The organism is Algoriphagus sp. PAP.12, assembly GCF_026652115.1.
In the GTDB taxonomy this organism is placed as follows: Bacteria; Bacteroidota; Bacteroidia; order Cytophagales; family Cyclobacteriaceae; genus Algoriphagus.
In genome coordinates, this window is record NZ_JAPPSQ010000003.1 from 100485 (window position 1) to 115298 (window position 14814).

General features: G+C 39.1%; 12 protein-coding genes and 1 tRNA gene. 2 read left to right on the forward strand and 11 right to left on the reverse strand.

Going from position 1 to position 14814, the window contains the following annotated elements; all coding sequences use genetic code 11:
* Positions 1-39 precede the first annotated feature (39 nt).
* Positions 40-1155 carry a Gfo/Idh/MocA family protein gene (locus tag O0V13_RS05375; RefSeq protein ID WP_268033970.1) on the forward strand — a complete coding sequence of 372 codons (1116 nt, stop codon included), beginning with the start codon at positions 40-42 and terminating at the stop codon, positions 1153-1155.
* 72 nt (positions 1156-1227) lie between these two features.
* Here the strand turns inward: O0V13_RS05375 and O0V13_RS05380 are convergent, their stop codons facing one another.
* The 5 genes from O0V13_RS05380 to O0V13_RS05400 form a co-directional block, all read right to left on the reverse strand.
* Positions 1228-1602 (reverse strand): hypothetical protein, encoded by a 375-nt coding sequence (locus O0V13_RS05380; RefSeq protein ID WP_268033971.1) that lies wholly within the window; start codon positions 1600-1602, stop codon positions 1228-1230.
* A 168-nt stretch (positions 1603-1770) separates the two neighbouring features.
* The gene (locus tag O0V13_RS05385; protein WP_268033972.1) at positions 1771-4467 is read right to left on the reverse strand and encodes a DUF7133 domain-containing protein; all 2697 of its coding nucleotides are present in this window, start codon (positions 4465-4467) and stop codon (positions 1771-1773) included.
* Between the two features lie 412 nt (positions 4468-4879).
* Positions 4880-4952, reverse strand: a tRNA-Thr gene (locus O0V13_RS05390).
* 111 nt (positions 4953-5063) lie between these two features.
* Positions 5064-7079, reverse strand: a complete 2016-nt coding sequence (locus tag O0V13_RS05395; protein ID WP_268033973.1) for a DUF349 domain-containing protein — start codon at positions 7077-7079, stop codon at positions 5064-5066.
* Positions 7080-7127: 48 nt separating this feature from the next.
* Complete coding sequence (locus O0V13_RS05400; protein ID WP_268033974.1) at positions 7128-7697, reverse strand: YqgE/AlgH family protein; 570 nt, start codon at positions 7695-7697, stop codon at positions 7128-7130.
* Positions 7698-7802: 105 nt separating this feature from the next.
* Here O0V13_RS05400 and pdxH point away from each other — a divergent pair, with 105 nt between their 5' ends.
* On the forward strand, positions 7803-8438 hold the full coding sequence (gene pdxH, locus O0V13_RS05405; RefSeq protein ID WP_268033975.1) for a pyridoxamine 5'-phosphate oxidase: 636 nt from the start codon (positions 7803-7805) through the stop codon (positions 8436-8438).
* Here pdxH and bshB1 read toward each other — a convergent pair whose 3' ends face one another.
* The 6 genes from bshB1 to rpsO form a co-directional block, all read right to left on the reverse strand.
* Positions 8439-9155: a bacillithiol biosynthesis deacetylase BshB1 gene (gene bshB1, locus O0V13_RS05410; protein WP_268033976.1), complete on the reverse strand. Its 717-nt coding sequence runs from the start codon at positions 9153-9155 to the stop codon at positions 8439-8441.
* 7 nt (positions 9156-9162) lie between these two features.
* Positions 9163-10206 carry a M23 family metallopeptidase gene (locus tag O0V13_RS05415; protein ID WP_268033977.1) on the reverse strand — a complete coding sequence of 348 codons (1044 nt, stop codon included), beginning with the start codon at positions 10204-10206 and terminating at the stop codon, positions 9163-9165.
* Between the two features lie 8 nt (positions 10207-10214).
* Positions 10215-11159, reverse strand: coding sequence for a thioredoxin-disulfide reductase (gene trxB / locus O0V13_RS05420; protein WP_268033978.1), 945 nt, complete (start codon positions 11157-11159; stop codon positions 10215-10217).
* A gap of 162 nt (positions 11160-11321) precedes the next feature.
* Positions 11322-12185 (reverse strand): sigma-70 family RNA polymerase sigma factor, encoded by an 864-nt coding sequence (locus tag O0V13_RS05425; protein WP_026954085.1) that lies wholly within the window; start codon positions 12183-12185, stop codon positions 11322-11324.
* Between the two features lie 56 nt (positions 12186-12241).
* The gene (pnp, locus tag O0V13_RS05430) at positions 12242-14389 is read right to left on the reverse strand and encodes a polyribonucleotide nucleotidyltransferase (RefSeq protein ID WP_268033979.1); all 2148 of its coding nucleotides are present in this window, start codon (positions 14387-14389) and stop codon (positions 12242-12244) included.
* A gap of 99 nt (positions 14390-14488) precedes the next feature.
* Positions 14489-14764, reverse strand: a complete 276-nt coding sequence (rpsO, locus tag O0V13_RS05435; protein WP_073570156.1) for a 30S ribosomal protein S15 — start codon at positions 14762-14764, stop codon at positions 14489-14491.
* Positions 14765-14814 lie beyond the last annotated feature (50 nt).

The window sequence follows — 14814 nt, forward strand, 5'->3', positions numbered from 1 at the left end:
GTCAATTAACCATACAATAACCCTTTTTTAAAATAGATTATGAGTAAGAAACCAATCAACATAGCAATTATCGGCTTGGGTTTTGGAGCGGAATTTATTCCGATTTACCAAAAGCACCCATGGGCAAACATGTATGCAATTTGCCAAAGAAATAAAGAGAAAGCAGAGGAAATCGGTAAGGCTTTCGGAATCGAAAAAGTATATACCGATTACGACGAATTGCTAAAAGACCCAGACATCGACGCAGTTCATATCAATACTCCGATCCAGAATCACGCAGAGCAGTCCATTAAGGCGCTTCAGGCAGGCAAACATGTGGCATGTACAGTTCCAATGGCAACTTCTGTTGAAGATTGTAAAAAGATCGTAGAAGAATGTGAAAGAACTGGATTGACATATATGATGATGGAAACAGTGGTTTATAGCCGGGAATTCCTTTTCATCAAAGAGATGTATGAGAAAGGAGAATTGGGTAAACTTCAATTCTTGAGAGGTTCACACCAACAAGAAATGGCAGGCTGGCCAGGATACTGGGAAGGGCTCCCTCCTATGCATTATGCCACACACTGCGTAGGACCTGTTTTGGCATTGCCTAAAGGTGAAGCTGAATACGTTTCATGCTTCGGATCAGGAACGATTGATGAAAACCTGATTCCTAAATACGGTTCTCCATTTGCCATTGAGACTTGTCATATCAAAATGAAAGATTCTGATCTTTCTGCAGAAGTGACCAGATCTCTATTCAATACAGCACGTCAATACAGAGAAAGCTTTGATGTCTATGGTTCTGAAAAGTCCTTCGAATGGACTTTGATCGAGCATGAAGACTCAGTAATCCATACAGGTGAGGTTCCTGAGAAAGTAAAAATCCCTGATTACGCGCATTTACTGCCGGATGAAATCGCTGGATTTACCACACAGGGAGTGTATGACTCTGATGACAATCAACACTTGTCCTTTATCCAGGGTTCAGGTCACGGAGGTTCACATCCACATTTGGTTCATGAGTTTCTTTCGGCACTATATACAGAAAGAGCTCCTTATCCAGATGCAAGACAATCTGCCAACATTACTTGTGTAGGTATTTTGGCTCATGAATCAGCCATGGAAGGTGGAAAGATCAAATACCTTCCAGAATTTACTTTGAAAAAATAATTTGGGTTTAATATGAATTGGAAAAGGCAGCTTGGTTTCAAGCTGCCTTTTTTTGGCATTAAGAGAATGGAATTATTTGACTCTTTTCCCTTCAGCAGGAAACATATCCATCAATGAACCAGAAGCATTGTCATCATCTATTTTTTGAAGGCTGATATACACGTCATAGCCAGTAATAGTAAAATAAGCTGTCAGTTTACCTTCTTTAATTGTTACTGAAGACATTGCTTTTTCCTCTCCATCTGGAGTTTCCAAAAAATAGCCTTTTGTCGCACCGTCCACAGTTTCAAAACGCATAGGGATCGTCGCATTTCCTTGGGGAGTATCTTTGACCAAAACTTCCCATTTTCCATCAAAAGACTCTTCCACACTGGAAGGCAAATGGAAGGACATCAAAGAAAAAATAAATACTAAACTGAATAGGAATGTGTAGTTTTTGAGTTTCATGGCATTTTGGGTTGGATTAAATAATATTCTATTATATCCAAATGAAACAATAATAAAATTAAGTTCAAACAACCTAAGCAAAATAGTTGATTGACAAATATCAAAAATACCAAATAAAAAAGGAGTGGATTACTCCACTCCTTCCAACAAATTCATTTATTCAAAAGCCTAACGAGCAAACAAAGTCAAATTTTTCATAAACCAAGCTTTGTCACCACTTTGAGTGGTTTGAATCTTCAAGTATTTGAAAGCTTCTGTAGCATCCCAGCTTGAAGAGTTTACTCCAGGAAGACCAATTTCTTTTGTAACAGCAGTCCATTCGGTACCATCATTGGAAACCAATACCTGATATTCTACTGGGAATTCTTCATTTCCTGAATCAAATTGAACTTCAGTCAATATTTTAGCTTCTGGTAATTCAACCTGGAACCACATACCAGCTTCTTGATTACCATCTGTCTTCCAACCTTTGAAAGAAAAGCCATAGGAAGCATCTCTGGTGGAACCAACACCTCTTAAAGCTGTACTACTGGCTGTTGCTTTCCAAGTATCCAAAGCTGTCAAAGCTTTAGGAATTCCAGCTGATAGTTCTTCATAGGTATACATTCCCTCTTTATCTGCTGTTTCCTGACGAATCTTGGCCACATATTCAGGAGTCACAAAGCTTCCGCTATTCCCAAAATCATTTCTGATATATGAAATCACAGACGCGATATACTTATCATCGTTGGAATTCATGGCAATCATGACACCTTCATACATTTTTCCTTCAATGTCACCTGTAAGACCATGCAAAAGGGTTTTAACGGCATACTCTGGATGCCCCTGGATCCTTGGAGAACCTGAGAAAGCCGGAGCAATTAATTTGCCTTCACCAGCTGGTGATCCGAGTCCTTTTGGACCATGGCAAGTAGAACAATAACTATCAAAAATAGATTTACCCTGAACGAACAAAGCCTGTTCTTCAGGAGCAAATTTGGTATTCGCCACTTTTCTGGCTTCTTCCATCTTTTCCAATAATTGAGCTCCAATAACTTGAATACCATTTGCTGAATTGAATTTCATGGTGGATTGTATCAGGCTTTCCACCTCATCTATATTCAAAATATATGCACTCAAAAGGGCTTGAAGCGCTACATCAACATTTGGATCTTTGGTTCCTTCACGATAAATCTCAGCCAAACTCTTATTTCCATACTTGTATAAAGTTTCTCCAGCTCTCATTGCCTGCATTTGAACCTTAGGGCTTGAATCTTTGACTAAAGACTGAACCAACTCAGCTTTCAATTCTCCAAGACCTTCCAAAGTCCAAATAGCATGAATTCGAGCCAATTCATTTTCAGAATTATTAGCCATTTCTTCCAAAGCAGGGGCTATCGATTTATCCTGTCTCATGACCATGATCTGCTGAGCCATATCTCTCCACCATCCATTGGGATGTTCTAAGTGCTTAACCAACTCCGCACTGGTTTCATCATACATTCTAGGCTTTTCGGTATTTCTTGGCATTCCTTCATAGCTCAATCTCCAGATTCTACCATTTCCAATGACATCATCCATTTGATACTGCTGAATTTTAGTTCGAAGGTAACTTCCATCCTGAGTCCACTCCCCTTCTTGGATAATGCCTCGATACATATCGACGATATAAAGCGTGCCATCAGGAGCTGTAGCCATATCTACAGGTCTAAATAAAGGGTCTGTAGATTGAATGAATTCAGACTGTTCTTCACGGTAAACATTTTGAAGGTATGACAGTCCTTCTACCTTTTCCGTCTCAATACGGCGAATTATACGTCCTACAGGCTCGCCGTAGATATATTGATTGACAAGGTCAGCAGGAAGACGATCTCCCCGGAAAACATCATTTCCAGCAGCCCCTGTAACATTCCTCAATGAACCATCAGGTTTTGCCTCTTGCATACCTGGTTGGAAGTCAAAAAGCTTCACCAAACTGAATGGCTCTCTAAATCCTTCTTTCAAGCCACCTTTTACACTGAAATTTCCATAAACAATTGGGAATTGAAAACCTTGAGGAACTCCTCCTGCCCCATCCTGAAACCACTGCTGACCATAATTATCCTGAGTTACTCCCCATTGCCCCCATGGATTACCACTGGGTTCCTGAATCACTACGCCGTTTGGAGTCCATCTGATTCTCTTGGAATTATAGGTGCTGTACATCCAATTGTCCAATGTCCAAGTTAAAAAGCTCGTTTGGTGTTCCACATTCCCAGATCTTCCCAGTCCGGATGCAAAGAGTTCTTTTTTATCCGCCTGACCATCTCCATCTGTATCCGTGTATTTGTAAACATGATCCTCATTGGATTCCATGGAAAGAATACTATTTGGGCCAAATGGAACCACATAGCGAGGAAATACCAAGCTATCTAAGAATACTGTTCCCGTTTCATAAACCCCATCATCGTCCAAGTCTTCCCATCTTGAAATTTGGGAGGTTGGTAATAGCTCTCCATTTGCATCCAAATCCTGCATGTAAGTCCTTAACTCCAAAACATACATTCTACCATTGCCATCAAATTGGATGGCGGCTGGCTCCTTGATTTGAGGCTCAGAAAGAACAGGATCAATTTGATATCCCGGATGCAGTACAAAAGATTTCTTCTGCTCATTTGCTGAAAGAGGAACTACTGGCGGTTTGGGACTCAAATCAATCCCTTTCCAAATAGGAGATTCCATATCAATTCCTTCCGGCAACTGTACTACAGGGAATGGTTCTTCCAATCTAGAAGGATCCATTGATTCGGCAGGGCTTACATCAAAGGGAGACCTCTTTTGCTCACATGAAAAAGCAATACCAGAAATCAAAGCAGATACAACAAGGGCCTTATTGCTAAAACGCATAATGGTAATGGGTTAAAATTCTTTCGGATCAGGAATCCCAATCCTTCCAATTAAAAGGATCTACAAATTATGGGATTATTCCTTGTTGAGGGCAACCAGTTGCGTAAAAATTTCAAGAAAGATTAAACGTAAAGCTTAAAATTTTAAACAAAGGGATAATTGAAAGATTCATGGAATAGTGGAGGAAATAGTAAGTTCCATAAATATTCAATGAAGAATGAGGAATATTGAATAAAGAAGATTAAAACGATATTTATGCTGAACTAACCTCTCCTCTAGATGGGTGGTTTGCCCAATGTAATAAGTATCAATTGTTGGAGAATAGAGGAGTAAACAAAAAATTCAATATCCTTTCTTTAATTTAAAAAACTCCATAAAAGCAAAAAACCACCCATTTCTGAGTGGTTTTTTGAGCCCCTTGCCGGGATCGAACCAGCGACCTACTGATTACAAGTCAGTTGCTCTACCAGCTGAGCTAAAGAGGCTTTTTCCTTTAACGTGGTGCAAATATAGGCCTTCCCTTTATTCACTCCAAACTCTCAGAAATTAAAATTTAGAACTATCTCCTATCTTCCTTATTCTGAGAGAGAAAAATTTTAAAACTCTCTTAAGATCGAAAGCTTCTTTTTCAATTTTTCGATCTCATCTTCAGCTTTCTGAATCTTAACATCAAACTGGTCTTTCAATTTATCTGCAGTTTTGGAAGCTGCAAAGAACTCCAAGTTGTTTTTCCAAAGAGTAATATTGTTTTCCAAATCCGAAATCTGCTTTCTGATACCATGCTCCTTTTTATTCAAAGTCTTATTGGCATTAGGATCAGATTGAATACGGTTCAAATTCAAACGGAACAAGAAATCTTCTCTGTCAAAGCCATCATCTAGCTTCTCCAAATAAACATCCACAGCTTCCTTGAATTGAGCTTGGATATCTTTCATGTTCTTTCTAGGTACAAATCCAATTTCATTAAACTGATCAACCAAACCAGTCAATTCATCTTCGCTTGGATTTCCTTCAGCAGCACTTACGATCAATTCACAAATTGCTTGCTTCTTCTTGTAGTTTGCCTCATACTCAGAATTAGCCTGCTTATTGGAGTTTCTTCTATTATCAAAGAACGTATCACATGCAGCCTTAAATCTCTTATATAAGCTATCTCTGCTCTTTTCTGGAGTTGGACCTAGTTTCTTCCACTCTTGTTGAAGCCCAATCAAAGCATTAGCTGTATTTTGCCAATCTGTTGAGTCTTTCAACTCTTCAGCTTTTTCGATGAGACCCTCTGCCTTACTTTGGTTAGTAGCTCTGATTTCATCAAGCTCCTTAAAGAACATGTTCTTATTGTGGAAGAACTTCTTAAATGCAGTCCAAAATGATTTATTGATCTCTCTACCAGATTCTCTAGGTACAGGACCAATTTTTTCCCATTCTTTCTGTATTTCTAGAATCTCCTTGGTTTTGGAGTTCCACTCCTTGATTCTATCTGCCTTGAAATCAGCATATACGGCCAATTTCTCGATTAAAGCTTCTTTCTCAACTTGATTTTTCTTGAAGACTTCTTTCTGACCCTCATAGAATTCCTTTCTTCTGTCATAAACTGCATCTGAAGCAGTTTTGAATCGTTGCCAAAGCGCCTCTTGATCCTCTCTTGGAACTGGACCTATATGCTTGAATTCTTCATGAAGTTCATTTAAAGTTTTAATCGCTTCTTTCAAATCAGCAATTTCAGTTAAAGCTTCTGCTTTATCACATAACTCCAACTTACTCTCCAAGTTTTTCTTTCTATCAAGCTCTTTCAACTCAAAGTAGATCGATCTGTTATCATAGAATCGGTCCATCAATGCATTGTAATTAGCCCATAGACTTCTGTTTTGTGAAGAAGGTACAGGTCCTACCGATTTCCACTCTTCCTGAATAGCCTTGATGGCATTCATACTCAAAGTGGTTTCCTCTCCATCAACCAACTCTCGAAGTTTATTCAAGATTTCAGTTTTTACCTCCAAGTTTTTATCCTTTTGCTTCTCAGCCTCCTTACGGATTGAGGAAACTTGCTTCTTGAATTCGTAATAATAGGTATTGAAATCCCTTTCCTCATCGGAAGGTCTAAAATCAAAATCGTCTTCTGCTCCGCCATCAGCTTTGAATTTTTCCAAAGCCTCTTCTCTCTCCTTAGATGTAAACTCATCAAAGGCAGCCTTTATAGCATGAACAGTCTTATCCAATTTTAAAGGACTCAATCCCTCACCCAATTTTTCTTTGATGAGTTTCAAAAGTTGAGCCTTGGAAAGACCTTCCAAGTCCAATTCTTCTTCATGGTGTTCTTCCTCTTCTTCCTCATCATCAGATGAAGATTCTTCCTCAGAATCAACAGAGTCAACTACTTCTTTTTCAGTAGCTTCCTCTTCTTTAGCTGGAGTTTCACTTGAAGACGCTTCGGCTGCTACAGATTCTTCTGCAACAGGCTCTTCCTTAGGGCTAGGAGCTTCCACGGTTTCTTCTGGAGAAACCTCTTCTGTGGATGTATTTTCTACTTCTTGTTCTTTACCCTTTACCTCTGAATTTTCAGAAGCTTGGGTCACCTTGTCCTTGTCGGACAAATCATTACTTTTCTCGGTCATAAAAACGGAACTATTTCAAGGCAATATGGGCAAAAGTAGGGATTTTGCCTAATTTAATCTTGGGTCCATGGGATAATTTGCAATTACCTTAAACTCCCCTCCCATGTTTTTCAAAAGATTTCTCCACAATTCTTCAGGAGTCAGGTGAAAGGTCTCCCTATCGACCTCCTCTTTACAAATAATCCAAGTATCCTCAGTTAATTCATCTTTTAATTGGCCAGGAGCCCATCCAGAATATCCCAAGAAAAAGCGGATGTTTTCTAGATCAAAGGTCCCTGTTTTCAATCTGGATACCAACTCCTCAAAATCACCTCCCCACCAGAGATTTTCTCCAATCTGAATACTTCCTTCCAACTCCTTATTTCCCCAATAAACATAGTGAAGCGTATTTTGCTCAACTGGACCACCTACATAAACCTCTAAGTCAAGAAAATCAAAATCCTCTAGAATTTCATTTATTCTAAGTATGGATGGTTTATTGAAAACTAAGCCAAAACTTCCGTCTTCATTATGCTCACAAAGCAAAACTACTGAACGTGAAAAGTTCTCGTCTTGCAAAAAGGGTTCGGAGATCAACAAATCACCGACATTGGGGTTTGGAGTTTTTTCTTCACTCATAGGCACCAAGTTGGAATTTATGAAAGGAAAAATATATGTCTAAATTTTATAAATGCAATGGTCATCGTACTTTTATTCTGTTAAAATACTTTTGCCCCATCTACCATGGACATTTCATCAATACGTAAAGACTACAGCCTTAAGTCATTGGATATCAACAATGTAAACAAGGATCCTTTTCAACAATTCAGCGCTTGGTTCCAAGAAGCAATAGACTCTAAAGTTCTGGAAGTGAATGCAATGACTCTTTCCACACTCGGAAAAGATGGTTTTCCTAATGGAAGGATCGTTCTTTTGAAGGATGTTGATTACGGTTTTGTTTTCTTCACCAACTATTCAAGTGAAAAGGGTGAAGAATTAGCAGCTTGTCCAAAAGCTTCCCTTACTTTCTTCTGGCCTGAATTAGAAAGGCAAGTAAGGATCATGGGAAGAGTGGAAAAAGTAAGTGATGAGCTTTCTGATGAATATTATTTCAGTCGACCAGTTGGTTCACAAATCGGTGCTTGGGCTTCTCCTCAAAGTAAAAAGATTGGATCTAGAGAAGTATTAAATGAAAAGCAGGCTGAATTTGAGGGTTTATTTCAAAGAGAGAAAATCACCCGTCCACCTCATTGGGGTGGCTATAGAATATTACCAAAGCGATTGGAGTTTTGGCAAGGACGTCCAAGCAGGTTACATGACCGCATCATGTTCGAAAAAAATGAAAGCGGAAGTTGGACTATCTCCCGCCTTGCGCCATAATTATTTTAAATCAAATAAATCGTCTGTTCCAATCATTTTCTCTACGGTGAAACCCTCACCGTAGGTTTTCATGATTTTATGTCCCATTTCTCTGGATCTTGCTTCAATAAAAGGCAAGAAATCAGGTGTAGAAATAAAGCTCTCTGGCTCCTTGCTATTTGGATCATGAAACTGAGACTGGAATGCGAGAATACTTTTCACTTTGGTATCCCAAAATGGAGTGATATCCATCACGAAGTCAGGCTCAATGTAATTGTTCTGAATATAGTGATAGACGAATTTTGGTCTCCAAGCTTCCTGAGACTCACCATTCAACTTGGTTTCTATCTTTCTCAATCCACTCATAAAACAGGCATTGGTAGCTAAACTACCTCCTTTTCCATGATCTGGGTGCCGATCACGAATTGCGTTTGCCAAAACAATCTCTGGACGATATTTTCGAATCATTTTGATCAGTTCAAGCTGATGAGCTTCATCATCTTTATAATACACATCTTGGAACCCCATATTTTCACGAGCAGACAACCCCAAGATTCTACCAGCTTCTTCAGCCTCTTCGACTCGTAATTCAGGCGTACCTCTGGTACCCATCTCCCCTTTTGTGAAGTCAACGATACCAACTTTATGTCCTTTAGCTACATGAGCAGCAATTGTACCTGAACAACCTAATTCTGCATCATCGGGATGTGCAGCAAAAACTAAAATATCCAGTTTCATAATTATTTTATCTTACCCGAAGGTTTTGACCAATTCTCAATATACTGCGAGAAGAAATACCATTCATTCGAGTCAATGCACTAACTGACACTCCATATCTTCTTGCAATTGAACCCAAAGTATCTCCACTTTTCACTCGGTGATAAGCTCTTGCCCTTGCTTGAGCAATGTGCGAAAACGTTTCTGGAGTTATGGTAAATAGCTGATTTTTAATCCTATACTCCCCGAAATCATAAACATTCTCGGGGTCAAATGCGAGTCCTCTATACCTCATTTCATAATGAAGATGAGACCCAGTACTTCTTCCTGTACTTCCACCTTTGGCAATGATATCTCCCGCTTTTACCTCCTGTCCTACTTCTGCTACGAATTTGGATAAATGACCATAAAGTGTTTCCAAACCATTTTTATGTCTCACAACAACATAATATCCCCAACCATATCTATCGTATGATCTGACTCTGACAATCCCGTCAAATGTACTGTAAACAGGATCACCGGTATCCAAATCTAGGTCAGTTCCATAATGCCATCTTCTCCAGCGATAACCAAATCCTGATGTCTTCCTAGTCTCATCATCCAAAGGCATTTTCCAATCATAACCAAAGAATGGGTCGTAAAGCCTGATGTTGACAGAATCCTGAAAGTCCTTGATATCAAAATTATAGATATCAACTTTTTTAGAATCCCAAGCGGAGTAATATTCGTAGGCAGTTACCCAGATACTATCAATCTGAATTTGTTCAGAAACTTTTACCAGACGATTCGTCGGTGCCCAAATCATCACATTTTGATCTTCTGAAATAATGGATCTGACTTTTCCAAGATTCACATTATTTTCAAAAATCAAAGAGTCAGTAACAGTAGAAAGAGTCCTTAAATATGACTCTTGATCAAATCCTCTCAGCTCAATATTCTTTCTCTCTTGAGGTGTTACTGGGGTGGTAGAAGTATTCTTCTTTATAATCTTAGGAAAAATTTGAGCATTGGACTCAGTTAGTCCAATGCTCAAAAATATTCCTAGAATAAGTATCAGTTTGAGATACCGCATGAATTCTTTTAGTGATTTTCAGTTTCGGCCAAATACCGTTCTGCATCCAAAGCTGCCATACATCCTGTTCCGGCGGCAGTCACTGCCTGTCTGTAAACGTTGTCTTGAGCATCGCCACAAGCAAATACTCCTTCAATGTTTGTTTTGGCTGTTCCTGGAATCGTTTTGATGTACCCTGATTCATCCATATGAATGAAATCTTTGAATACCTCGGTGTTTGGTTGGTGACCAATAGCAACAAAGAAGCCAGAAATTTCAATTTCTTTCTTTTCCCCTGTTTTATTGTTCAAAATCCTCATACCGGTCACTTCCTGGTCACCTAAGACTTCTTCAGTCTCTGTATTCCAAAGGACTTCAATCTTAGGATTGTTCAAAACACGCTTTTGCATGATCTGGGAAGCTCTCATTTCTTCTCTCCTTACAAGCATGTAGACTTTGCTACAAATATTTGCCAGGTAAGAAGCTTCTTCACATGCTGTATCTCCAGCACCCACAATGGCCACTTCTTGACCACGGAAGAAAAATCCATCACAAACAGCACAAGCAGAAACTCCTCTACCGTTCAATCTGGTTTCACTTTCCAATCCTAGCCATTTAGCTGAAGCACCAGTAGAAATAATTACTGTGTCAGCATGAACAGTCACCTGATCATCAACCGTAACTACATGTGGTCTTGCAGAAAAATCTACTGCTGTAACTAATCCATAACGGACTTGCGTACCGAATTTTTCAGCTTGTTTTCTGAAATCCTCCATCATTTCAGGACCCATGATACCATCTGGATAGCCAGGATAATTTTCAACATCTGTGGTGATCGTCAATTGACCACCTGGCTGCCCTCCTGTGTATAAAACTGGATTCAAGCCTGCTCTAGAAGCATAAATAGCTGCAGTATAGCCTGCTGGTCCTGATCCAATAATCAGAACTTTAACTTTTTCAATTTCTTGACTCATCAACGGGATTCGTTAAATCGGGTAAATTTTGATATTTCTTAATTGGCAACAAAACTACTATATGTTAAAATTCCCAAAAGTGATATTTATCTCATGGGAATCCAGTTAGTAATTTTGAAATGGGTAAAAATAAAAAAAGGGGTCTGAAACCCCTTTTTTGAATTATCCTAGATAAGGCTTCAATGTCTTACTTCTAGAAGTATGTCTCAGCCTTCGAATCGCCTTTTCTTTGATCTGTCTTACACGCTCTCGAGTCAGATTGAACTTCTCTCCAATTTCCTCAAGCGTCATGGCATGCTCACCATTCAAACCAAAGTACAAAGTGATCACGTCAGCTTCTCTTTGTGTCAAAGTAGACAAGGCTCTCTGAACTTCCTTTCTCAAAGAATCATTCATTAGACCATCATCTGGCTTTTCATCACCATCATTTTCCAATACGTCCAACAAGCTATTTTCTTCACCTTGTACAAAAGGTGCATCCATAGATACGTGACGACCGGAAATTTTCATAGTGTCTACCACCTCAGAGGCGGTGACTTCCAATACTTCAGCCAGTTCTTCTGGAGATGGCTCACGCTCGAACTTTTGCTCCAACTCACTGAAAGTTTTGGAAATTTTATTCAATGAACCAACTCGGTTCAATGGAAGTCTTACGATACGGGACTGCTCAGCCAAAGCCTGAAGGATTGACTGACGGATCCACCATACTGCGTAAGAGATGAATTTAAAACCACGAGTCTCATCAAAACGCTGTGCAGCTTTGATCAAACCTAGGTTTCCTTCATTAATCAAATCTCCCAAAGAAAGACCCTGGTTCTGATATTGCTTGGCTACAGAAACCACAAATCGAAGGTTTGCCTTGGTTAATTTTTCCAATGCCAATTGATCGCCCTCACGGATTCTCTTGGCTAACACTACTTCTTCGTCTGCAGTTAACAGATCCACCTTACCAATCTCTTGAAGGTATTTGTCCAATGATTGGGACTCTCTATTGGTAATCTGTTTGCTAATTTTTAGCTGCCTCATTCAGAATTTTGATTGATGTATTTGAAATTAAGTTAATGAATTTAATCAATAGAAACTTAAGACTCCTTTTTTGGTTCCTGTTTTTCAGGTTTTGGCAATAGAACCTTTCTAGAAAGCTTGAATTTACCAGTCTTTTTGTCAATGTCTATCAACTTAACCATAATTTCTTCTCCTGGTTCCAAGACACCGTCCATGCTTTCCAAACGTTCCCATTTGATTTCGGATATATGAAGTAAACCATCTTTACCTGGCATAAATTCCACAAATGCGCCAAATGGTTGAATATTCTTCACTTTTCCAGTATAGGTCTCTCCGATTTCCGGCTGAGCCACTATAGCTTTGATACGTGCCAAAGCTGCATTTAGGTTTTCTTGATTTGCAGAGAATACGTTAATTTTTCCTTGATTGTCAATCTCTTCGATTACAATCGTAGTGTTCGTATCCTTTTGCATCTCTTGGATTACTTTACCACCTGGTCCGATCACAGCACCGATCAATTCCTTAGGAATGAACATAGTGAAAGATCTTGGAGTATGAGGCTTCAAGTCAGCTTTAGGAGCAGCCAAAGTTTTAGAAATCTCATCTAAGATGTGTAATCTACCTTCTTTCGCTTGATACAATGCTTCTTTCAAAACATTGTAATCCAATCCTTCAACTTTCAAGTCCATCTGACAAGCAGTGATACCCGCTGCTGTACCTGTTACTTTGAAATCCATATCACCTAGATGATCTTCATCTCCTAGAATGTCGGAAAGAATAGAATAGTTCCCTGTCTTCGAATCAGAAATCATTCCCATTGCAATTCCAGTTACTGGAGCTTTGATTTGAACACCAGCATCCATCATTGCCAAAGCACCAGCACAAACTGTAGCCATGGAAGATGAACCATTGGATTCAAGAATATCAGAAACTACACGGATAGTGTATGGGTTTTCAGTTTCAGGTGGAAGAACCTTTTTCAAAGCTCTCATGGCTAAGTTACCATGACCAACCTCTCTTCTACCTGGACCTCTGTTTGGCTTAACTTCACCTGTTGAGAATCCTGGGAAATTGTAATGCAAAAAGAATTTGTTGTAACCTGAGATTACAGCACCATCAATCATCTGCTCATCCATTTTGGTACCCAAAGTACATGTGGTGATAGATTGAGTTTCACCTCTTGTGAAAACTGCAGAACCGTGAGCTGAAGGAAGGTAATCAACAACAGACCAGATAGGTCTTACTTCATTTAATTTTCTTCCGTCCAGTCTTTTCTTTTCATTCAAAGTCAGGTTTCTGGCAGCTTCTTTATGGATTTTATGGAAGTAAGGTCCGATCAAGCTAGCTTCAAACTCATGCTCTTCTCCCAAACTTTCAACGAACTCATCTTTAATGGCTTTCACCAATTCAGAACGTTCGGATTTATTAGCAATTTGTTTGCTTACAGAATCGTACAATTTTTCATACAATTCAGTTTTCATTTTTTCGTAAAGAGCTTCGTCAGATTTCTCATGACAATACTCTCTTTTGGTCTCTTTACCAACCAATTTGGTCAACTCGATTTGAGCCTCGCAATGTCTTTTGATCTCTTCGTGGGCAAATTGTAAAGCCTCTACCATCTCGTCCTCAGAGATTTCGTTAGCTTCACCTTCCACCATCAAAATATAATCCAAAGAACCAGCAACGATGAATTCCAAAGATGCTTTTTCCAATTCAGATGGACTTGGGTTGATGACCAATGTTCCATCAATTTTCGCAACTCTGACTTCTGAAATAGGTCCATTGAAAGGAATATCAGAAACAGCCAAAGCTGAAGATGCAGCCAATCCAGCCAATGCATCAGGTAGCACATCTTCATCAGAAGACATTAGGGTGATTGCTACTTGGGTATCCGCATGATAATCATCCGGGAAAATAGGTCTGATCGCTCGATCAACTATACGGCTGATCAAAATTTCATAATCGGAAAGTCTTCCTTCTCTTTTCAAAAAGCCTCCTGGGATTTTTCCTGAGGAAGCGAATTTTTCTTGGTAATCAACAGATAGTGGTAAAAAGTCTACTCCTTCTTGAGCTTCTTTCTTTGAAACAACTGTAGCCAATAACATGGCCTTCCCCATCCGTACTACTACAGAACCATCTGCTTGTTTGGCTAAAGCTCCGGTTTCGATGGTGATTTCTCTACCATCTGACAAGGTGATGGTCTTAGTGATTAAGTTTGGTAACATAAGTAATTATTAGTAATTCTTCTTTCGTTTTAAAAATAAAGGCATCCAGCTTAAAAAGAAAAAAAGTAAGGTTCTCAACAAAGAGAACCTTACCAAGGATTATTTTCTGATTCCTAGTTCGGCGATGATTGATCTGTATCGCTCGATATCTTTCTTGTGAAGGTAGTCCAACAAGCTTCTTCTCTTACCTACTAGCTTCAATAAGCCAAGTCTTGTGGAGTGATCTTTTTTATTTGACTTCAAATGCTCAGTCAAATGCTTGATTCTGTGAGTGAACAGAGCAATCTGAGACTCAGGAGATCCTGTGTCAGTAGCAGATTTTAACCGTCCATGATTTTGAAACAACTCTTGTTTTTTCTCTGATGTTAAATACATGTTTAGCTAAATTAATTAAAACAGCTACAAAGGTAAGGTTATTATTCCGA

What these genes read in the sequence shown, in the direction of transcription:
- O0V13_RS05375 (WP_268033970.1), top strand. Translation starts at nt 40, where the DNA reads ATGAGTAAGAAACCAATCAACATAGCAATTATCGGCTTGGGTTTTGGA.
- O0V13_RS05380 (WP_268033971.1), bottom strand. Translation starts at nt 1,602, where the DNA reads ATGAAACTCAAAAACTACACATTCCTATTCAGTTTAGTATTTATTTTT.
- O0V13_RS05385 (WP_268033972.1), bottom strand. Translation starts at nt 4,467, where the DNA reads ATGCGTTTTAGCAATAAGGCCCTTGTTGTATCTGCTTTGATTTCTGGT.
- O0V13_RS05395 (WP_268033973.1), bottom strand. Translation starts at nt 7,079, where the DNA reads ATGACCGAGAAAAGTAATGATTTGTCCGACAAGGACAAGGTGACCCAA.
- O0V13_RS05400 (WP_268033974.1), bottom strand. Translation starts at nt 7,697, where the DNA reads ATGAGTGAAGAAAAAACTCCAAACCCCAATGTCGGTGATTTGTTGATC.
- pdxH (WP_268033975.1), top strand. Translation starts at nt 7,803, where the DNA reads ATGGACATTTCATCAATACGTAAAGACTACAGCCTTAAGTCATTGGAT.
- bshB1 (WP_268033976.1), bottom strand. Translation starts at nt 9,155, where the DNA reads ATGAAACTGGATATTTTAGTTTTTGCTGCACATCCCGATGATGCAGAA.
- O0V13_RS05415 (WP_268033977.1), bottom strand. Translation starts at nt 10,206, where the DNA reads ATGCGGTATCTCAAACTGATACTTATTCTAGGAATATTTTTGAGCATT.
- trxB (WP_268033978.1), bottom strand. Translation starts at nt 11,159, where the DNA reads ATGAGTCAAGAAATTGAAAAAGTTAAAGTTCTGATTATTGGATCAGGA.
- O0V13_RS05425 (WP_026954085.1), bottom strand. Translation starts at nt 12,185, where the DNA reads ATGAGGCAGCTAAAAATTAGCAAACAGATTACCAATAGAGAGTCCCAA.
- pnp (WP_268033979.1), bottom strand. Translation starts at nt 14,389, where the DNA reads ATGTTACCAAACTTAATCACTAAGACCATCACCTTGTCAGATGGTAGA.
- rpsO (WP_073570156.1), bottom strand. Translation starts at nt 14,764, where the DNA reads ATGTATTTAACATCAGAGAAAAAACAAGAGTTGTTTCAAAATCATGGA.